Here is a 19,361-nt window from a genome sequence, read left to right on the forward strand (position 1 = left end):
TACCGAACAATGCCATTAGTTCGCCATAGCCCAGGCAGGCGTTAGCCGGGTGTATCGACTGGAAGTTATAGCCCTAGTTCCGGACGAGGGGGTAATTAAATACAAAACATTGCCAAATGCACTGATTTAGAGCGTTAGCAGCCAATAGCCACTAGTTGCAATTAGCCATAACGGCGGGTCATTCAGGTGCTCTCTCTTTCAATTAACTGACAGTGCAAAAGATTCAAGCGCTTAACTTCATCGGTGGCTAATACGCCCAGACTTTGCAGGACGCGTGTGGCAGCGAGGACACCAATCTCCAACGCGGGTGGCTGGAGGGTGCTGAGGCTGGGCAACAACATGTGGGCAAACGGGTAATCGCCAAAACCCAATACGGCGCAGTCCTGGGGGATGCTCAGCCCGGCGCGTTGACCGGCCAGCAAACCGCCCGCGGCGAGGTTGTCATTGGCGAAGAAAATCGCATCGGGCGTGATCGCCTGCCCCATCAGCGCTTCCATGGCTTGCTTGCCGGCTTCGAAGGGCGCACGGTCGGCGTCCGGCACAAAGACCCACGGGTGCACACCCAACTCGGAGAGGGTCGCGGTAAATCCATCGCGCCGCTCCAATGCGCTGAAGTCGCCCACTGCACTGTTTTGTACGAAGGCGATGCGTCGATAGCCTTTGCCATGCAAGTAGCGCGCGGCGGTGACGCCCACTTCATAATGAGAAAACCCCACTTGCAACGGCGCGCGTTCCGGCACGTAGTCCCAGGTTTCGACGATCGGTATATCTGCCTCGGCGATCATCTTCTCGGTGCCAGGGCTGTGAAAGCGGCTGGTCAGCACCAGCGCTGCCGGCGACCAACCGAGAAAAGCGCGCACCGCGCTTTCCTCCTGCTCGACGCTGAAATAGCTGGAGGCCAGCAACAGTTGGTAGCCGTGACGATTGAGGGTGTCGCTGAAGCCCTGCAGCGTATTGGCAAAAATCGGCCCCGAGATATTCGGAGTCACCATCGCAACGATTTTGCCGCGCGCGGAGGCCAACCCGCCGGCCACCAGGTTCGGCACATACCCCAACTGCGCGACTACCTGGGCGATACGTTCACGGCGCTCGGGTGACACCTGTTCAGGTTGGTTGAAGTAACGCGACACCGTAATGGCCGACACCCCGGCCTGGCGCGCCACGGTATTGAGGGTGACGCGGCCGGCGCCCCGGCGCTTGCGCGGTTTGTGTTCGTTCACGGCAAAAACCTCAAAAAGGAATATAAAACTAATTTTTTAGTATTTGACGCTCTAAACCGACGCCTTCAATAATGCCGATGTTAGCGCTAACAAAGCGCACTGTCTGCTACTCGCTCGAGCGAATGCCCAAGACATTTTCAGGCGCTGAAGGTCGCAGAACCGCAGCGGACCAGGGTATTTTTTCGAGCGGGCACAGCATGCATAACTTTCCACGGCACACCCATTTGTTGCTTCTGGCAGGCCTCTGCGCCTTGCCCGTCTGCGGCGCTGTAGCGGCTGACGAACAGGAACCCACGCTCCAATCCGTGACAGTCACCGCTACCCGCCGCGAAGAATCGCTGCAAAAAGTCCCGGTGGCCGTCTCGGTGCTCGATGGCGAGCAACTGGAGCGTGACAATCGCAACGGGGTGGCGAGCATCGCGCAGCAAGTACCGTCGCTGAACTTTCGCACCGGCGCCTCGAACAAGGACACCTCATTGTTCGTGCGCGGCGTGGGCACCATTTCAACCTCGCCGGGCGTTGAGCCAACGGTGGCCACGGTGATCGATGGCGTGGTCTATGCACGCCCCGGCCAGGCCACACTCGACCTGTTGGATTTGGAGCGCATCGAAGTGCTGCGTGGCCCGCAAGGCACGCTGTTCGGCAAGAACGCGTCGGCCGGTGTGCTGAATATCACCAGTAAGGCGCCGACTGCCCAGACCCACGGTTTTATCGACCAGTCGTTCTACAGCGGCCATGAAAGCCGCACGCGCTTTGGCATCGGCGGCAGCCTGGTGCCGGAGGTGCTCAAGGGCTCGATCAGTACTTTGTTCGGCAGCTACGACGGTAACGTCGACAACCGCCACAACGGCCAGGAGGTCAACGGTTACAACCACAAGGGCATTCGCGGCAAGCTGGAGTTCACGCCCAACGACGACGTGAAGCTGACCCTGAGCGCCGATTACATGCAGTCCCACGATGACGCGCCCAATGGTGTGGTCAGCAAGTCCCTGAACCCGGCGTTCAGCAATGCCTTGAGGCCGGTGCGCGCCTCAAGCGACAACCGCGATATCAACACCGATACCCGCAGCCATGTGGAAGACATTAACAAGGGCTTGTCGGCGCAGTTGGATTGGAATCTGGGTGACTACACCCTCACGTCAATCACCGCCTGGCGCGGCTGGGACAACACTCAATATCAGGATGGCGACCGTCTGGGCACGGTCACCGCCGCGTTCCCCGGCACCGCTGACAAGGGCGACCTGGCGTTCGACCAATACTCCCAGGAGCTGCGCCTGGCCTCGCCCAAAGGCGAGTTCTTGGAGTACGTCGGCGGCCTGTTCTACATGCATGGCAAGGATGAGGAGACCTATCAGCGTACCCTCACCACCACGACGCGGGTCGATAGAGGCATTGCCGACTACAGCACCACCAGCGACAGCTACGCGGTGTTCGGCGAGACCACGCTCAACTTCACCTCGCGCTTTCGCGGCATCGCCGGGTTGCGTTACACCCATGACGACTTGAAGTACGACCATCGCCGCGTGTCCACCTCTGCCACTACCGTCAGCGGCATTCAACCGGCGACATCGAGTTCCGGTTCGGTAGACGAGGACGGTTGGTCCGGGCGGCTGGGCGTGCAGTACGACATCAGCGACACCGTGACCAGCTACCTCACTTACTCGCGTGGCTACAAAGGCCCGGCCTACAACGTGTTTTTCAACATGCAGCCGCGCGACACCGACGCGCTCAAGCCAGAAACCTCCAATACTTGGGAAGCCGGAATCAAGGCCACGGCCTGGAACAACCGCCTGACCACCAACCTGGCGGTGTTCCACAGTGACTACGACAACTACCAGGCCAATTTTTTTGACACGGTTGCCGGCCAAGTCGTGACGCGCCTGATCAACGCCGGCAGCGTCAGCACCGAAGGCGTCGAGCTCGATTACGCCCTGCAAGCCACTCAGCAACTCAAGCTCTCCGGCGCCCTGGCCTATACCCGAGCGCGCATCGATCAGTTCGCGTGCCCGCCAGGCGCAGCGGCAACCTGCAACGTCAATGGCAAACCACTGCCGTTCAGCCCGGACTGGAAAAGCTACGTGCGCGCCGACTACAGCATCCCTCTGGATAACGGCCTGGATATCGAACTGGGCACTGACTACAGCTGGCAGAGCGAAGTGCAGTACGACATGAGCCAGAACCTCGACACCAAACAAGGCGCCTACGGCCTCTGGAACGCCAGCGTGGCCCTGGCCGACTACACCAATGGCTGGCGCGTGGCGCTGTTGGCGAAGAACCTCGCTGACAAATCCTACTCACCGCTGCTGGCCAGCGGCGGCAACTACATCTACCGCGCCGTGCCTCGTGACGATGAGCGTTACTTCGGCGTGCAACTACGCAAGGATTTCTAGCATGGGCCGTCAACTCAAACTCGGCGCCTTCCTGATGGCCACCGGGCACCATGTGGCCGCCTGGCGCCACCCCGACGTACCGGCGAACGCTGGCCTGGACTTTGCCCACTACAAGCATTTGGCACGGGTGGCGGAAGCGGCGAAGTTCGACGCCCTGTTCGTGGCCGACAGCATTGCCGCCGCCACCGGCGAGGTCGCCAGCCAGATGGCGCGCTCGGATCATTTCGAGCCGCTCACCCTGCTCTCGGCCCTCAGTGCCGTGACCGAACATATCGGCCTGATCGCCACCGCCACCACCAGCTATAACGAGCCGTACCACGTGGCGCGTAAATTCGCCTCGCTGGATCACCTCTCCGGCGGTCGCGCAGGCTGGAACCTGGTGACCTCGGATAACGCCGCCGAGGCGCTGAATTTCGGTCGCGACGAGCACCTGGGGCATGCCGAACGCTACAGCCGCGCACGGGAATTTCATCAGGTGGTGACGGGGCTGTGGGACAGCTGGGACGACGACGCCTTCGTGCGCGACAAGGCCAGCGGGCGCTATTACGAACCAAGTAAACGCCATGTGCTGGACCATGTGGGCGAACACTTCCAGGTCAAAGGCCCCCTGAACGTGGCGCGCTCGCCCCAGGGCCAGCCAGTGATCGTGCAGGCTGGCTCCTCGGAAACCGGCCGTGAACTGGCCGCGCAGACCGCCGAAGTGGTGTTTACCGCGCAGACCTCATTGGCCGACGCGCAGGCCTTCTATAGCGACCTCAAAGCTCGCCTGGGCCAATACGGGCGCGAGGCCGACTCGCTGAAAATCATGCCGGGCGTGTTTGTGGTGGTGGGCCAAACCGAAGCCTTGGCCCAGGCCAAATTCGAAGCGTTCCAGGCGCTGGTCGAACCCGAGGTGGGGGTGGCGTTGCTGGGGCGCATGTTGGGTAATTTCGACCTGTCCGGCTACCCCCTGGATGGGCCGCTGCCCGAGTTACCCTTGACCGACAGCGGTCAACGCAGCCGCCAGCAACTGCTGAGTGAACTGGCCCAGCGTGAACAGCTGACACTGGCGCAACTGGGCCGACGCATTGCCGGTGGCCGCGGTCATTACAGCGTGATCGGCACGCCGATTCAGATCGCCGATGAACTGCAGCGCTGGTTCGAAGAAGGTGCGGCGGATGGCTTCAATATCCTGGTACCGCACCTGCCGGGCGGGCTGGAGGATTTTGCCCGCCAGGTCATTCCCGAATTACAGCGACGCGGCTTGTTTCGTCGCGAATACACCGGCACCACACTGCGCGAAAACCTTGGTTTGGCGCGCCCGGGCAACCGTTACAAGGCGGCTCGATCATGAAGAACACGGCCAGCTCGCCGAGCAAAGGTGGCCTGAGCGATTACTGTTTTGTCGCCAACACGAACCGGTGCACGAGCCCACCAAACACGCCACCGAGCAAAGGCACCACCCAGAACACCCACAACTGGGCTATCGCCCAATCGCCTTGAAACAGTGCCACGCCCGTACTGCGCGCCGGGTTAACCGATGTATTGCTCACCGGAATGCTGATCAGGTGAATCAAGACCAGGGCGAACCCGATGGCCAGCGGCGCAAAACCGGCCGGCGCCTTTTTATCGGTAACACCCAGGATAATCAGCAGGAAAAACGCCGTGAGTACAAACTCGGTGACCACCACTGACAGAAACGAGAAGCCACCTGGAGAGTGCTCACCATAACCATTGGTGGCAAACCCCGCCGACACATCAAACCCGGCCTTGCCGCTGGCGATCAGGTACAACACCCCGGCAGCTGCAATCGCGCCCAGGACCTGAGTGAGGATGTAGGGCGCCACGTCCTTGCCGTCAATCCGCCCGGCGGCGAGCAAACCCAGGGTGACCGCGGGATTGAAATGCCCGCCGGAAATATGGCCGACGGCGTAGGCCATGGTTAATACGGTTAAGCCAAATGCCAAGGCCACGCCGACAAAGCCGATGCCCAGCTCAGGGAAGGCGGCAGCCAGAACGGCACTGCCGCAACCGCCCAGTACCAGCCAGAATGTGCCGAAGAACTCGGCGGCTAGACGTTTTGTCATCAGGTAACTCCTTGAAGTTAGGTCAAAGAGTGGGAGCCTAACAACGGGGTACCGGCGTTGGATGTGGGAAATTTCCTTGGTGTGTGGTGATTATGAAAAATGGCGACGGATGCTGGGAAGGGCATTTATTCCCTGAAAAAGCCCAACCGTCACCGATTGGGCTAATTCATTGAATAATATGGTCGGGACGGAGTGACTCGAACACCCGCCCCCTGGCGTCCCATGCAAGCGGACACCTCTGCTGGTCTCGGTCGTCGACTGGGCGATTTCAACGGAAAAGGCCGCGCTGAGAACAGAGTTGATGCCGATCTGCACGCCCATCCGTATGAACCCGGAGCCGAAAGCAGCCCCGCCCGGTAAAGGCTATGGATTACCTACCAGTCGGGTTGCCTTGAGGCGAAACAATAGCCCGGCGCTGGGCCGGGCTATCGTCATTGCTACCTGCTAAGCCAGCAGGTCTGCGTCCCGCTCCCGCCACAGAGCTTCCAGCTTCGTCAGCCCCATCCCGGTAATCAGCGTCGAGCATGTTGGGATCATGGTTCACCCCGCGCTCAGCCAACCAATGCCGGGCGCCATTGGTCGACTTTTTCAACCACGCCGCAGCCAAGAGCCTCTGCCCGGACAACCCAGCGGCCAGCACCATCAAACGAGTCGAGAAGAAGCAGCGCAAGCGGCACACCGTTGAGGGCCTGAAGGCTATCAGGGAAAAGTCGCCTGCCTGGCTACAGAACGCCATCGGCCTGGCGCTTATCATCGCTCAGCGGCGGACCGACATCCTAGACATGCGTTTCGAGGGGCAGAAGATCTGCGGGTCATGCGAGCGAGGGCATGACCAAAAACTACCAGCGAGACCATGATGAAATCATCTGGTCCGAGGCAGTTCCGGACCTGAATATCTGCGAAGTCACTGGGTAGTTTTGTGCAGGTTTTGCGCAGGCACAAAAAAGCCGATTCATCTTATCGGCTTAAGTGACTGATTTTACTCAGGAATAAATGGTCGGGACGGAGTGATTCGAACACTCGACCCCTAGCACCCCATAAAGGTGAATCACAATCCAATCCAGTCTAAACAATTCCAGGAACAAGGCCTAAAGCACTGTATTTACTAGGCCAATACAGTTTACACAGTCCAACCGCTTCCGATAGTATTCTACCAAAGCCAGCGAGAAACGGTGACCCAACGGTGACCATCTGGAGCCTGGCCTTTCTGGGGAAGCGAAAGTGGCGACGATCACCGACAAACAGATGAACGCAAAACCAGCCAAACCTACCTGGCTGATCGAGGATGCTCCTCGCGGCTGCGGCCGATTCATGGCACGTCTTCGCCCAGATGGCGAACGCCTGTTTTACTTCAGGTATACCGACACCAGCGGTGGAAGAGTGTTTCTGCCCATAGGTGCATATGACGCCACTGGCACTGATGGACTTACCCTCAAGGAAGCAAGAACTAAAGCTGGAGAGTGGTCACGCCTCTACCAAAGTGGAACTCGCAACTTACGTGAACATCTGGATGCCGAGGAAGCTGCCCGTATCGCAGCCCGAGATGGTGAATTGGCACGACTCACCGCCGAGAAAGCAGAAGCCGAAGCCGAGCAAGCTCGCCAGGCGGCACGCAAGACTGTTACCGACCTATTCGAGCACTGGGCTAAGGTTGATCTCATCAACCGCAAGGACAAGGGTGCAGAGGCTCGTCGGATGCTTGAAAAGGACGTTCTGCCCTTCTTGGGCGACTTGGCTGTCGCTGATGTGAAAAAGGGTCATATCACCGAGGTGACAGATGCCCTCCTCGCTCGCGGTGTAAACCGTATGGCCAAGATGGTTTTTTCGCTTATGCGTCAAATGTTCCGCTTTGCCGTAGACCGCGACCTTATTGAGCACGATCCCAGTGCCAGTATCCGCAAAGCTAAGATAGGCGGCAAAGATACTGAACGCGACCGAGTACTGAGTGATGACGAAATCAAGCTGCTTGCTAAGAAAGCCCCTGATGCAGGACTGCTAGTCACCACCGAAGCTGCAATCTGGATTGCCCTATCGACCTGCTGTCGAATTGGTGAGCTCCTGAGCGCCCGATGGGAGCATATCGATCTAGAGCAAAGCACTTGGCTGATTCCGTCCGAGAATAGTAAAAACGGCAAACCGCACAGCATCATCCTTTCAGACTTTGCCATTAGCCACTTCAAGCGCGTAAAGCAGATTAATAGCCTGTCACCTTGGTGCTACCCGAACACCTACATAACTGACCATGTATGCCCTAAAACGGTAACCAAGCAGCTGGGAGATCGCCAGCGCCTTCCGGAACAAGGCTCCATGAGCCGACGTAGCGCCAAAGCCCAAGCACTGTTGCTACCAGGCGGAAAGTGGACGCCTCACGACCTGCGGCGTACAGGCGCGACGATTATGACTGCTATTGGCGTGCTTCCTGAAGTGGCTGAACGTTGCCTCAACCACACAGAGGAAAATAAGGTAAAACGCATATATCAGCGTCATAGCTATGCTAAAGAAATGGCGGAGGCTTGGGAAGTTCTCGGCAAACATTTATCCGGCCTGATATAGACAACCACTCCAACCGCCCAGAGAAAAGACTAGCAGCGCTACACAAGGACACTATTACAAATGAAAAACAAAGAGTTTGTTATATCAGTAACTGAATTTCTTGAGGAGCACAGCATCTCCGAAAGTGAATTCAAAAACAGAATCGAAAAGCTGCAGATTTCCCTTTTATGCCGCCGCCCTAGAAATGTTGCAGTTCACGTATCAGGCTCGGCTATCGTCGCAGGTTCAGATGAGCTACAAACAGCACAAAGCCTATTTAAGCGGCATAGGGGCACACCTTTCAGCGAAGAGCACGATTACCACGCAATTGTAGAATCCAACATTAAATTCTTCTCCATACCCCCCTCTGAGTGGGCTGAAATTATAGATTACGGAGAAATCCTAAAGGATAATTTTAGCTGTGCCTTTATCAGCAGCATCAAAGAAGGACTTTCAGTAATTTCGGCGATTGAACAACTAAAAGCACAATTAAAACCCTATCCATCCCTTGTGGTTGACGCAGGATTTTTTGTGACTAACCGAAAAAGCAACCAGCCACAAGAAGAAAAAATTACCGCCGCGGAAATACTAATTAAAAAAGAAGACACTCAAAAAATCCTTAATGAAGGAATGGAGGAGAGCCGCTACAGTCAAAAAATGGAATGGATGTCAGAGGATCTTGCAATCCTGAACGAAGCATCAGATAGATTCATCAAAAAAGAAAAAATCACCTCAATCGATCAAAAAAAAGAACTTATCGAAAAAATAAAAGACTGGCTAAAATCTAGATTCAGCCTCAGAGGCGGAGATCTTCTAGATCAGGCGGCTTATGCAATACTTCCAGACAGGCTCTATGAGTATACACCAATTGAAAAGCCAGGCAATGAAATCATCAAAGAATATCCTTCCCATGCCTCAATCTCGTTGATTATGATAAACGAGGCGGCAAAGCTTTTCTGGAAACAAAGCCAAGAAAGCACCAAAAAATATCACCCCAAAAAGGAAACAATTAAAAACCATTTGTGCGATGAGTGCGGGCTAACAGTAAAGCTTGCCGTAGCAGCTGCCAGTATTATCAGCTTAAAGCCTAGAAAGTAATCAAAAAGGCTTTCTACACAGAACCATTAGGCGCCGCCTGAGCAGGACATGAACGTCTAGGGCGCCCTCTCTTCATAGTTTTCAGCTTTGGCATATTTCCCCTGAAAAATGACCTGCCACTATCAGCAGAGAGCCGTACCCAATAGTCCACTTTCGTAAGATATGACGCCACCCTATTCTTCAAAGCGCTTACCCTGTCCAGCTGATTAAAACTAATCATACCTATTCCAAGATATTTATATTTATCCTTTACTGCATTACAATTGAAATAGCGCCCTGATCCTGCCGTAATTGAGTCCCGCCAATACTCACCAACCATTCTAGCCAAAACCCCATCCTGGCGATGATTTGATCCATTATAAAAAAGCAACAAATGAAAATGAAACCCCTTTAGCTGTCCATATTCCAGCTTACAAGCAAACCCTAACAACCCATCAACTGGAATGCCCTTGTGTAGATCTTTCTGCATTTTTGCCCAATGTACCTTTACCTTACTAACATCGCCATAAAAATCCTCACGACCACTTACAAAGCCTGACTGATAAGACAAATCAACACGCACAACAAGCATCCTAGAGTGCTTGGCGAAAAGAGCGTCTATATAACCTTCCAAGCTGTTAACTCGCTTAACGGACGCTTTACGGAATCGTTTCAAAACGGCTTTAAAAGCATCACTGGCCAGCTCCAGCCGCACAAACTCTACGAGATCATTCATTCTAACTGAAAAAGCCTCAGCGGCTCCATTGCGTAAATCCCGCCAGACTCTGAGCGAATGAAGCTCATCGACTCGATCAACACATCTGAAAAAAACCTCCACATAAGGATTAACTACATGACAGGGGAAGTACTGTTCAAGCATTCCCTTTCCCCTCTTCAGTTTGTCAACAAAATAGCGACCAAGCCTCTCAGCCTTAACCTTTACCCCGTAAAGTTGATGAGTATAAGAAGAGAACAAAAAGCCCTTACTATCAGCAAGCTCACACATTAATTTCTCAATAGAACGCAACTCCAACACCAAGCTTTCCTCTACCCTTAAAACAGGAAGCCCTCCGACCTCCTCAACCATTAGATCTAACGACCCTCCATTATCGATCCAATCAACTTCATCTATCACTCACTGATTCCTCAAGAAGCCAGCAACATGGCTTTGGGGGGGCCATGCTGCTGACAAATGATCAGTTGACATCACAACCGTCAACTATTGCACCATCAACTTATCTAACTAATTAACTAGACATCAAACAACTGATTTAATTAAACCAAACTACAAACCCAACAATCTAATTAAATAGTAATACATAATCAAGCAATAACCACCTTGAACATGCTCCCTATAAAACCTAGACAAACAAACCAACACAACTCGTAAACAACTAACGCCAAATATCAAAAACAACCCAAAGAGTTAGTACCCCGAAAAGAGACTAGCATCATCTACAAACCACCCTGCCAAGGACAGAGATCAACATAAATAGTTTTGTCCCCAGGATAATTCAAAATCCGGATAGCACTGTTATTTACCAGTCGCAAAAGAACATGCTCAAGAGCAGCTTTCTTTCTAAACTTCCCAGGCCCGCATTGCAAAATATAATTTTTTTTAACAAAACGCTTACCCACCTTACGAAAACTATCAAGCCAGCAATTTAATTCCTGCTCTTCATCGTTCTCTTTAGAGTTCTCCCCAAACAACTTTATAAAATCATTGGAGTACCATTTAGCAAGATCCGTTGCCGCCTGCAAGGTTGACATCGAAATATCACCCTCAAACCCTTCAAAACAATGAAGCAATGCAGCCAACCTAGAAATAACCTCAACTAACTTTGAACCATGATCACCTAGCCCATACAGTATTCCACCTGCACACATCCTTGACTCAATATCATTCGCAATCTCTACCCAAAGCCGAGCCGCTTCGGAGTCGAATCCGATCACTTCTTTTTCTTTTTTATTTCCTCTGAAACAAATAAGATCCATCTCAAGAAAGTGCTCCAACCGCGAGGCAAATTGTGTTTGATGATACCAGGACGGTACTTGAGTGCTTACATATCTAGTCCCCTGTGTTGAAGCCGGGCGACAGATTAGAAAGCGCGCCCACAAACCAGATCCCCTAGACACCCCGCCTTTATGAGCCATGTACTTCGAAAATACGCTCTCCTGGACCATAAGAGAGACTGTCAGCCGTGCGTCAACAAGTTTAAAGCTTTCCGCCGTCTTACGATCAATTGTGATTGAGTCACCACTCCAAATCGCATTTTGCTTTGAAAGGTCATTAAAGGCGCGCCCTTCTAAAACACCTCCACCTTCACTTGAAATCAAACCAGCCGCAGGTAAATTTTCGTACATCCCATGAAACAAAGCCTCAGAGGTTGAGTCCTCATACAAGATCTTAAATTCTTTTGGCTTAGCTGGGGCTTCTTTCTCTAAAGCCAATAGAACCTTCTCCTCTTCGTCAGCAGAAAGCCCTTTTGATGCTTTTTTCATAATCGCTTTTAATACTCCGTTACGTCGAACCATCCAGGTATCGTACTTAACTTTCCACACCGACTGACTCTCCTTCACCTCCTCGCCCTGTTTAGCCTGAAAGGCCCTAATCGGCTTCAAAAAAACATTCTCAACCGTTGACTTCCTTTCACCCGAGTCAGCAATAGCCAGAAGCATCAGCGAGGTCGGAGCGACCTGGCCATTGGGTTTACGAATATCTACAAGGCCCTGCAAGACAACAGAGATTGCAGTTAGGGCCGCATTTTGAATCAATCCCCGCGGAGCCTGAATATTAGCTTGAGCCTCATTTATTGCTGCATCCAGCAAGGGAAATTGCGACAAACTCGGATATGAATCATCTCCGAAATTAGACTTATTTGCGCTATTTCTGAAATAGTTAAAATACATAGCTCACCCAAAAATACAACAAACAACATTAAGAAACTGCAGCAGACATAACGCCCGCCATTGACCATTGATTCTGCCTAGACAGCCTCACACACTCTTCCACCCACAAATTTATTTCACTCTCAATCCAACGCACAGATGTTTTCCCGACACGTATCTGCTTTGGGAATTTCGCATCATAATGACGCGAGGCCACATTTAGCTTGTTATAAATAGTTGACCTTGAAAGACCCGTTCGCGTTAAAACATCTCTCAAGCGAAGCATAACCAACGCTTCTGATTTTTCATTAGACATCATTACACCCGTTAGGACTGGACGAGGCAATCCTATAAGCAGCAACTCAACTCTCAAAGAACGTGAGCGTAACGCTTGCTAACGTTACGCCTTAGAACATGCCACTTTGAAAGCAATTCTGTCTCGCGCCTCAAAATAGAATGTATCTCCCCTTAGCCAGTACTATTCCAGCTATTAATAGCAAAAATAGCTGCCCTTAACGCCAAACCTCACATTCAGATTCCGCCCACAACGTCCCTCCCTGGGATGTTGTTTTGGCAAGCCTCATTCAAAAAAATCTCAGACCTATATCACCTAGATGAACGCTCAGCGATGAGCGCGTCATTCAGCATTTCTGCGTGATACGTGGACTCAGCAAACAGAGAGGAATCATTTATGTACACCCCGTGCCCGAGCTGCAATTCAGGACGAGTGGTTACTAAAAATGTTGGTAAGCAAGCAGGTGGTTTGATTGGTGCAGCGGGCGGTGCGGCCAGTGGGGTCGCTGGAGCACTAACGGGAGCGGAGGCTGGCGCGGTGCTGGGAGTAGTCGGCGGGCCGGTGGGAATCGCTATCGGCAGCATCGCCGGGGCGATTTTGGGTGGTCTGTTCGGTGGGGTCGCAGGTGGCATTGCCGGGGCCACGCTGGGCGAGCAGATCGATGAAAAAATCCTTCTCAACTATCAGTGCCTGGCGTGTGGCTACAGCTTCAGCGTCAACCGTTAAGTCGTTGTGAACAGGCGTCGTTGGTTAATGAAACGACGCGCTTTTCCCTTCATTCGCAAGGAATCATTTCCATGGCTCATCTCGTTGAACAAATGGCTTACGTTGGTGCCACGCCCTGGCATGGTCTGGGCAGTCGCCTCTCCCCCAAACAACCGCTCGAAGTCTGGCAGCGCGAAGCGGGTATGGACTGGCGGATTCAGGACAGCCCGGTGCATTTCAAGTCCGACGCCATCGGGCACCTGGGCTCAATTCATACCTTCCCTGAGCAGAAGGTGCTGTATCGCTCCGACACCAAGGCCCCACTGTCGGTGGTTTCTCAGCGCTACCAGGTGGTGCAGCCACGTGAAGTGCTGGAGTTCTACCGGGATCTGACTGAAGTCTCGGGCTACGAACTGGAAACCGCTGGAGTGCTCAAAGGCGGTCGCAAGTTCTGGGCGCTGGCCCGTACTGGGCAAGGCACGACGCTCCGTGGTAACGACCAGGTAAACGGCTACCTGCTGCTTGCCACCTCCTGTGACGGCACCCTGGCCACCACAGCGACCCCGACCATGGTACAGGTGGTCTGCAATAACATGCTGACCATCGCCCTGGACGGTACGACCAAGGCGATCAAGGTGCCCCACAACACCCGCTTCGATCCGCAAGCAGTGAAAAAGCAGTTGGGTATTGCTGTCTCTCAATGGGACGAGTTCATGTACCAAATGAAAAATTTATCCGAGCGAAAGGTTCAGTGGCGTGAAGCAATGGGCTTCTTCACGAACGTACTGCGTGACACCAGCACTGATAGTCCGCTACCGCCAGTCCTTCCCAATGAACGGGCGCTACGCAAGGTGCAGAGCCTACATGAAGGTCAGGACGAGGATCGACATTAGAATCAGCTCAAGGTACCGCCTGGGGATTACTCAATGCTGTAACCAAGTATACGGATCACGAGCGACGGTCCAAGAGCAGTGAGTATCGGGTCGACTCCGCTTGGTTCGGCCAAGGAGCAGCGCTCAAGCAGAAAGCCCTCAAATCCGCACTTCTATTGGTGGCATAAAGCGGCGGGCAACCGGCTGCACGCTTATCCTAACCTTCCAATTCCTGGGATATTTGTGACAGGAGCATTTCCTTGGACATTTCCGGATCCTGGAGCAACTGGCTTTTGATAAGCACAGTTGCGGGATGAACTCCAAGATGGGCAGAAAGCTCAATTAATTTTTCTACGGAAGGGCTTTTCAAGCCTCGTTCAACATCGCTGACGTAGCTCTGGCTCGGAGCAAGCTGCTCTTGGGCAATACCATGTCTGCTCCTCAGGATTTTCACTGCCATCCCGAAGGCTTGCTTTGAGTTCATTTCTGTTGCTCGCAAAAGCAACGATGAAGCCTTCGGAAGCGCAAAAGCACTATACTCGATTGAGCATATACAGCTAAAATTCGAAAAAACCCTTACACAATTTTTTGATTGGATCGAATGCAAGCAACTAACCACGTGATTGCCATCTCGCAGAGCTAGCTCGTCCCTCTCGTCACCAAGTGGCTCAACGAGTACACACCCTACGGATCGTCAACGGTGGTTACGGCTTTCCAGAAAAAGCAGGGATACATGCATCTTGCTTTTGTTTTTTCTATGCGCTTTTAAATCTGAAAAGGGAATCACATGAAAATCGTGTACAAAATATTTGCGCTTACTTTGATGACGTCCTCTGCATACGCTGTTGATCTATATAGCCAATATTCAACTCCCGACTCTATAAGTTGCACTGGCCCGAACAACAACGTATGCACCGACACTACCCGACCTGACGACATTGTAGTCCAATATAAAGATGCCTATGGCAAAGTCACCATGCAACAAGAGCCCTCTTTTGAAATCATTACTTGTATACGCATTTTAGACAAGTGCATTGATAACGATCGAAACTATCGAGGAAAATCGATAACGGGTCGCGATGTCAAATATGTGGCGTTCAAAGATTTTTATATTTATCCGGGCGGTGACGGCAAAGATTGGGCATACAAAAATGGTACGGGACCTCTATTCGGAGGCGCTCCAGCAGGCAACGTCGTAGGAGCACCTGCGACCTCCACAGTTAAAGCAACGGCTACAGCTACCGGCACCTATGACATATGGTGCGATCCGCAAGGCAATAGCTGCGATCTAACCATAGACGGTGGTAGTGACATGGTCAACCGTGATCGACTACCGGTTTACGTACCGATGGCTTCTGATACCAGTAACTGCTCCATGGAGTTTTGCTATAACTCAAAGCAGGACGTAATTGGTTTGAACCCAGGGTACGCACTCTGGAAAAAGTAACGCCTATTCCCGCTGGCTCGCCAAGAGCCTGAGTATCAAATGTACTCACTCTGGTTGGGCCATGGCGCTGTCATCAAACAACGCGCCCTGCAGCGCTGTGCTGGAACTCGCGGCCTAGCAACACTCATTTACTCAACTATTAAAGCGCCTGGCCAGCTTCTGTTGGCCGGGCTTTTTTTTTGGTTCTTTACGGATTACCGGGAAAGACGCTCTTGATCTTCATGAAAAAGAACTCGCTGTACCGGTAGCCATACGCCATGCGCTTGATGACTTTAATTCGATTGTTTATCCCTTCCAGTTGCCCTGTATGCATCGGCCACCTAACTCGGCTCACAATCCTTCGCCAATAGCGTTTCAGTCGTTTTGCAAACTGAACTGGATGCGTTTTTTTTGACTTCAAACCCTTGCGCCGGGCAATAGATTACTTATTGAACATTTTGTAAAAATCCGTAACATTGCCCGCCATGATACTCGAACAGCTCAAAGCCCTGGGGAATGACACTCGCATGCAAATGATGGAGTGGCTCAAAGACCCACTCAGTAATTTCCCACCTCAGGATCATGGCGATCCTGCCATAGGGGTGTGCGTAACCCATTTGCAGCACAAGGCAGGGCTTTCACCTTCTACCGCGTCTGCACACTTAGCTATCTTGCAACGTGCAGGCTTCGTGCTAACCACCCGCATCGGAAAATGGACTTACTATCGACGCAACGAGGTGGCGATTGATGACTTTGCGGCTAGGCTGACCATCGATTTGTAATTTTTAACCTTTCATTTCGTTATTTCGCGTAATTAGAAAACACAAGGAAACCCCGATGAGCAACAAAACAATCTTCGTCCAACCCGGTGGCGGCTATGAAAAGGTTGTGGTTGGCAGCAGCGAAGCCCGAGCCGCAGCCCACGGCGAAATCACCGTGCGCCTGCACGCCAACTCGCTTAACTACCACGACTTCGCGGTGGTCAGCGGTATGTGGGGCCCTAGCGAAAAACGCATCCCCATGGCCGATGGTGCAGGTGAAGTCATTGCTGTCGGCCCAGATGTCACTGAATTCAAGGTGGGTGAATCGGTCGTCAGTACCTTCTTCCCGGAGTGGATCAGCGGCGCGCCACTAGTTGAAGGCTTTGTTAGCGTGCCAGGTGATGGAATTGACGGCTACGCTCGTGAGCAAGTGACTGCCCAAGCCACATCGTTCACCCTCGCGCCGACCGGATACAGCCACGCTGAAGCGTCGACGCTCACCACTGCCGGCCTTACTGCATGGCGCGCTCTGATGGCCGATGACTCACTCAAGCCGGGCGATACCGTGCTCGTTCAAGGCACTGGTGGCGTTTCAATTTTTGCCCTGCAGTTCGCTAAAATGGCCGGCGCTACCGTCATTGCTACCTCTTCAAGCGACGAAAAACTTGAACGTCTGAAAGCACTAGGCGCTGATCATGTGATCAATTATCGCAAAGATCTTAACTGGGGCGAAACTGCACGCGCTCTAACGGGGGGCCGCGGTGTTGATCACATCATAGAAGTCGGCGGCCCTGCGACGCTTGAGCAATCGATGATTGCAATTCGGGTTGCTGGTCACATCTCCGTCATCGGGATACTGAGTGGCGTAAGCGGTGCAATGAATTTTGTACCGGCATTGATCAAGCAAGTGCGCCTGCAGGGTGTGTTGGTAGGCAGCCGCAGCCAGCAGCAAGATATGGTCCGAGCCATCAACGTTAATGGTATGCGCCCGATTATTGATCGTCATTTCCCTATGAGCGAGATTGTCGAAGCGTTCAAGTATCAGGAAACCAACCAGCATTTCGGCAAAATTTGCCTGGATATCTAAGCGCGCATGAATGGCCATGATCCGTATGCCCACCTCAAAGTCGTGCCGAGGTGGCTGCCGACGCAGCGCGAGACGGATTTGCCCATTGCTGTCTGTCGCAACCGGCAGCAGTGGGTCGACTCACCCATGCTGTGCTCCGAGGCAATCAGCTAAGAAGCAGTCATTCTAAGTGCCATGAAACGATTCGATTTAGCCCCTCTAGTCAAAGCAGAATCATTAGGGCTACAACGATTTTGTCATGCAGTTATTGGGTTGAAGAATAGACAATCGTAGGCATTCTCACAGAGCCATGGTCGCTCTCTGCCGGTCATGGTCACGCAACGTGATGGTGAAATCCGATGCAAATGCTTGGTCAGGTCGAATGCAAATGGCTGGGCAAGCCCGTGCAATTACCCACCGTTCTAGCCCACAGATCCGGATAATCCGCCCAGCAGCCGTTCCGGCTCAAGCCATAGTACGGGCAGCGCGATGTTTTTCGTCAAATTTGACGCGTACAGCTCGTTGTCCAAAACTCTGGCGGGCCGCTTGGTTTACGATGGATGTCAAAACTCGTTCCCAGCCTAAGCAATGCTGTAGCAAAATCAGCTCGACTCGAGAAGAGCTGCAATTTGCTCCCCTCCGGCGAGTATCGTAGATCTTTCTTCCTAACGCGGCGGCGATCATCGGACCGACATAATGCTGCGCATCAAATGAAGTGATGGCTGGCTCACGAACTGCGATTATCAAGATTTCGTCGGAGGGCTTGCTCAAAACCCAAAGTAGACGACTGGTCTAATTGTTGGTATGGTGCGTCCATGAATACGATGACCACCACCGATGTACGGCAACACATCCTCGACACGGCTCAAAACATCATTGCCGGGCGAGGATTCACAGCTGTTGGTTTGAGCGAAATCCTTAAATCTGCGAATGTGCCAAAAGGTTCGTTCTATCATTACTTCAATTCCAAGGAAGCATTTGGCGAGGCGCTCTTGGAGAGCTATTTCAGTGACTACATGGTGCAATTGGAAACGCTATTGAACCGTCCAAGTGTATCAGCAGCACAACGCTTGCTGGCCTACTGGGCTACCTGGATTGAAACCCAATCAGCCTGTTATCCCGCCGAGGGGAAATGCTTGGCAGTGAAGCTTGCAGCGGAAGTCAGTGATCTATCGGAGCCAATGCGTATGGTGCTCCAGGATGGCATGGAAGGAGTAATTACTCGTCTCGCCAATGTGGTGAGTGACGCTGTAAACGATGGTTCTCTGCCGGGCGATACTGACACCCGCGGCTTGGCGACCATGCTGTACCAACTTTGGCTCGGAGCCAGTCTAAGGACCAAGGTCACGCGTGATCAGATGCCTTTGCAGGCGGCCTTCGAGACTACTTCTCTGTTACTCAGTCAGGTATCCGACCGATGAAATTTTCAATGTAAAAAATTTACTCAAAAAATATACGACTGGTCTATTTAATCGGAGTTAAAGCAATGTTTAATTTTGACTTCTACAACCCTACGCGAATCGTCTTCGGCAACGAAACCATCAGCCGCCTGGATGAACTGGTTCCGGCTGCGGCCCGCATCCTGCTGCTCTATGGTGGCCAGAGCGCTCGTGCAAACGGTACGCTCCGCGAAGTCCGTGACGCATTAGGCTCTCGGGAAGTGCAAGAATTCGGGGGTATAGAGCCAAACCCCAGCTATGAAACGCTAATCAAGGCTGTTGATCAGGTTCGCACCCATCGCTTGGATTTTCTCCTGGCTGTCGGTGGAGGTTCGGTCATCGATGGCACCAAGTTCGTTGCCGCTGCTGTTGGCTACGAGGGTGATGCTTGGGACATTCTGGAAACGCGGGGTGCAAGTATTCGACGAGCGCTGCCATTTGGCACCGTTCTGACCCTACCGGCAACTGGCTCGGAAATGAACAATGGAGGCGTGGTTACTCGCCGGGCAACACAAGACAAGCTGCCGAGACGAAGCAAACACATATGCCCAAAAACCCAGAAAAACAATCCCACCAACACCCAAACCCCCCCCCCCCATCAACCCACCAACCCCCCGCCACAT

The 19,361-nt window shown here is 52.9% G+C and carries 16 protein-coding genes and 3 pseudogenes; 12 read left to right on the forward strand and 7 right to left on the reverse strand.

The genetic code is table 11. The features are described from left to right. Positions 1-182: 182 nt before the first annotated feature. Complete coding sequence (locus BMH52_RS20780; RefSeq protein ID WP_072433810.1) at positions 183-1,220, reverse strand: LacI family DNA-binding transcriptional regulator; 1,038 nt, start codon at positions 1,218-1,220, stop codon at positions 183-185. A 197-nt stretch (positions 1,221-1,417) separates the two neighbouring features. Between BMH52_RS20780 and BMH52_RS20785 the strand changes: the two genes are divergently transcribed. Both BMH52_RS20785 and BMH52_RS20790 read left to right on the forward strand, forming a co-directional pair. After that, entirely contained in the window at positions 1,418-3,610 is a 2,193-nt protein-coding gene (locus tag BMH52_RS20785; RefSeq protein WP_073844910.1) for a TonB-dependent receptor, read from the forward strand. Between the two features lies 1 nt (position 3,611). Next, positions 3,612-4,943 carry an LLM class flavin-dependent oxidoreductase gene (locus BMH52_RS20790; protein ID WP_072433808.1) on the forward strand — a complete coding sequence of 444 codons (1,332 nt, stop codon included), beginning with the start codon at positions 3,612-3,614 and terminating at the stop codon, positions 4,941-4,943. A gap of 40 nt (positions 4,944-4,983) precedes the next feature. On the opposite strand, the gene aqpZ is transcribed toward BMH52_RS20790, so the two are convergent. Then, on the reverse strand, positions 4,984-5,676 hold the full coding sequence (aqpZ, locus tag BMH52_RS20795; protein ID WP_073844912.1) for an aquaporin Z: 693 nt from the start codon (positions 5,674-5,676) through the stop codon (positions 4,984-4,986). 542 nt (positions 5,677-6,218) lie between these two features. Here aqpZ and BMH52_RS29680 point away from each other — a divergent pair. From BMH52_RS29680 to BMH52_RS20810, 3 genes and pseudogenes are all read left to right on the forward strand, one after another. Next, a pseudogene (locus tag BMH52_RS29680) lies at positions 6,219-6,591 on the forward strand (integrase); the annotation flags it as partial. A gap of 306 nt (positions 6,592-6,897) precedes the next feature. Next, a complete protein-coding gene (locus BMH52_RS20805) occupies positions 6,898-8,229 on the forward strand; it encodes a site-specific integrase (RefSeq protein ID WP_073844914.1) in 1,332 nt (443 codons plus the stop codon). A 60-nt stretch (positions 8,230-8,289) separates the two neighbouring features. Next, entirely contained in the window at positions 8,290-9,306 is a 1,017-nt protein-coding gene (locus BMH52_RS20810; RefSeq protein ID WP_073844916.1) for a hypothetical protein, read from the forward strand. Positions 9,307-9,319: 13 nt separating this feature from the next. Here BMH52_RS20810 and BMH52_RS20815 read toward each other — a convergent pair whose 3' ends face one another. The 3 genes from BMH52_RS20815 to BMH52_RS20825 all read right to left on the reverse strand — a co-directional run bounded on the left by BMH52_RS20815 (position 9,320) and on the right by BMH52_RS20825 (position 12,493). After that, positions 9,320-10,420, reverse strand: a complete 1,101-nt coding sequence (locus BMH52_RS20815) for an inovirus-type Gp2 protein (RefSeq protein WP_143192539.1) — start codon at positions 10,418-10,420, stop codon at positions 9,320-9,322. Between the two features lie 320 nt (positions 10,421-10,740). Continuing rightward, positions 10,741-12,195 carry a YfjI family protein gene (locus BMH52_RS20820; protein WP_073844920.1) on the reverse strand — a complete coding sequence of 485 codons (1,455 nt, stop codon included), beginning with the start codon at positions 12,193-12,195 and terminating at the stop codon, positions 10,741-10,743. 28 nt (positions 12,196-12,223) lie between these two features. Beyond that, entirely contained in the window at positions 12,224-12,493 is a 270-nt protein-coding gene (locus BMH52_RS20825) for a helix-turn-helix transcriptional regulator (RefSeq protein ID WP_371915697.1), read from the reverse strand. 372 nt (positions 12,494-12,865) lie between these two features. Here BMH52_RS20825 and BMH52_RS20830 point away from each other — a divergent pair, with 372 nt between their 5' ends. Further along, positions 12,866-13,195, forward strand: a complete 330-nt coding sequence (locus BMH52_RS20830) for a hypothetical protein (protein ID WP_057711611.1) — start codon at positions 12,866-12,868, stop codon at positions 13,193-13,195. A gap of 71 nt (positions 13,196-13,266) precedes the next feature. Next, positions 13,267-14,234 (forward strand): annotated as a pseudogene (locus BMH52_RS20835) (DUF932 domain-containing protein). A gap of 29 nt (positions 14,235-14,263) precedes the next feature. On the opposite strand, the gene BMH52_RS20840 reads toward BMH52_RS20835, so the two are convergent. Further along, positions 14,264-14,530: a helix-turn-helix domain-containing protein gene (locus BMH52_RS20840; RefSeq protein WP_032902013.1), complete on the reverse strand. Its 267-nt coding sequence runs from the start codon at positions 14,528-14,530 to the stop codon at positions 14,264-14,266. A gap of 303 nt (positions 14,531-14,833) precedes the next feature. On the opposite strand from BMH52_RS20840, the gene BMH52_RS28975 reads away from it, so the two are divergent. After that, positions 14,834-15,493: a hypothetical protein gene (locus BMH52_RS28975; RefSeq protein ID WP_127882195.1), complete on the forward strand. Its 660-nt coding sequence runs from the start codon at positions 14,834-14,836 to the stop codon at positions 15,491-15,493. Between the two features lie 187 nt (positions 15,494-15,680). On the opposite strand, the pseudogene BMH52_RS20845 reads toward BMH52_RS28975, so the two are convergent. Continuing rightward, a pseudogene (locus tag BMH52_RS20845) lies at positions 15,681-15,863 on the reverse strand (transposase); the annotation flags it as partial. A gap of 94 nt (positions 15,864-15,957) precedes the next feature. On the opposite strand from BMH52_RS20845, the gene BMH52_RS20850 reads away from it, so the two are divergent. From BMH52_RS20850 to BMH52_RS20865, 4 genes are all read left to right on the forward strand, one after another. Continuing rightward, complete coding sequence (locus BMH52_RS20850) at positions 15,958-16,254, forward strand: helix-turn-helix transcriptional regulator (RefSeq protein ID WP_038443618.1); 297 nt, start codon at positions 15,958-15,960, stop codon at positions 16,252-16,254. A gap of 55 nt (positions 16,255-16,309) precedes the next feature. Beyond that, positions 16,310-17,320 (forward strand): NAD(P)-dependent alcohol dehydrogenase, encoded by a 1,011-nt coding sequence (locus tag BMH52_RS20855; RefSeq protein WP_073844922.1) that lies wholly within the window; start codon positions 16,310-16,312, stop codon positions 17,318-17,320. 794 nt (positions 17,321-18,114) lie between these two features. Continuing rightward, on the forward strand, positions 18,115-18,720 hold the full coding sequence (locus BMH52_RS20860) for a TetR/AcrR family transcriptional regulator (protein ID WP_032902016.1): 606 nt from the start codon (positions 18,115-18,117) through the stop codon (positions 18,718-18,720). Between the two features lie 65 nt (positions 18,721-18,785). Further along, the coding region (locus BMH52_RS20865; RefSeq protein ID WP_256575812.1) for an iron-containing alcohol dehydrogenase at positions 18,786-19,361 on the forward strand (576 nt) is incomplete at its 3' end.

The organism is Pseudomonas sp. BTN1 (assembly GCF_001907715.1).
Classification (GTDB): Bacteria; Pseudomonadota; Gammaproteobacteria; order Pseudomonadales; family Pseudomonadaceae; genus Aquipseudomonas; species Aquipseudomonas paracarnis.

Coding starts and splice junctions, on each gene's coding strand:
- BMH52_RS20860 (WP_032902016.1), top strand. CDS start 18,115: ATGAATACGATGACCACCACCGATGTACGGCAACACATCCTCGACACG.
- BMH52_RS20840 (WP_032902013.1), bottom strand. CDS start 14,530: ATGAACTCAAAGCAAGCCTTCGGGATGGCAGTGAAAATCCTGAGGAGC.
- BMH52_RS20850 (WP_038443618.1), top strand. CDS start 15,958: ATGATACTCGAACAGCTCAAAGCCCTGGGGAATGACACTCGCATGCAA.
- BMH52_RS20830 (WP_057711611.1), top strand. CDS start 12,866: ATGTACACCCCGTGCCCGAGCTGCAATTCAGGACGAGTGGTTACTAAA.
- BMH52_RS20825 (WP_371915697.1), bottom strand. CDS start 12,493: ATGATGTCTAATGAAAAATCAGAAGCGTTGGTTATGCTTCGCTTGAGA.
- BMH52_RS28975 (WP_127882195.1), top strand. CDS start 14,834: ATGAAAATCGTGTACAAAATATTTGCGCTTACTTTGATGACGTCCTCT.
- BMH52_RS20785 (WP_073844910.1), top strand. CDS start 1,418: ATGCATAACTTTCCACGGCACACCCATTTGTTGCTTCTGGCAGGCCTC.
- BMH52_RS20820 (WP_073844920.1), bottom strand. CDS start 12,195: ATGTATTTTAACTATTTCAGAAATAGCGCAAATAAGTCTAATTTCGGA.
- BMH52_RS20810 (WP_073844916.1), top strand. CDS start 8,290: ATGAAAAACAAAGAGTTTGTTATATCAGTAACTGAATTTCTTGAGGAG.
- BMH52_RS20790 (WP_072433808.1), top strand. CDS start 3,612: ATGGGCCGTCAACTCAAACTCGGCGCCTTCCTGATGGCCACCGGGCAC.
- aqpZ (WP_073844912.1), bottom strand. CDS start 5,676: ATGACAAAACGTCTAGCCGCCGAGTTCTTCGGCACATTCTGGCTGGTA.
- BMH52_RS20855 (WP_073844922.1), top strand. CDS start 16,310: ATGAGCAACAAAACAATCTTCGTCCAACCCGGTGGCGGCTATGAAAAG.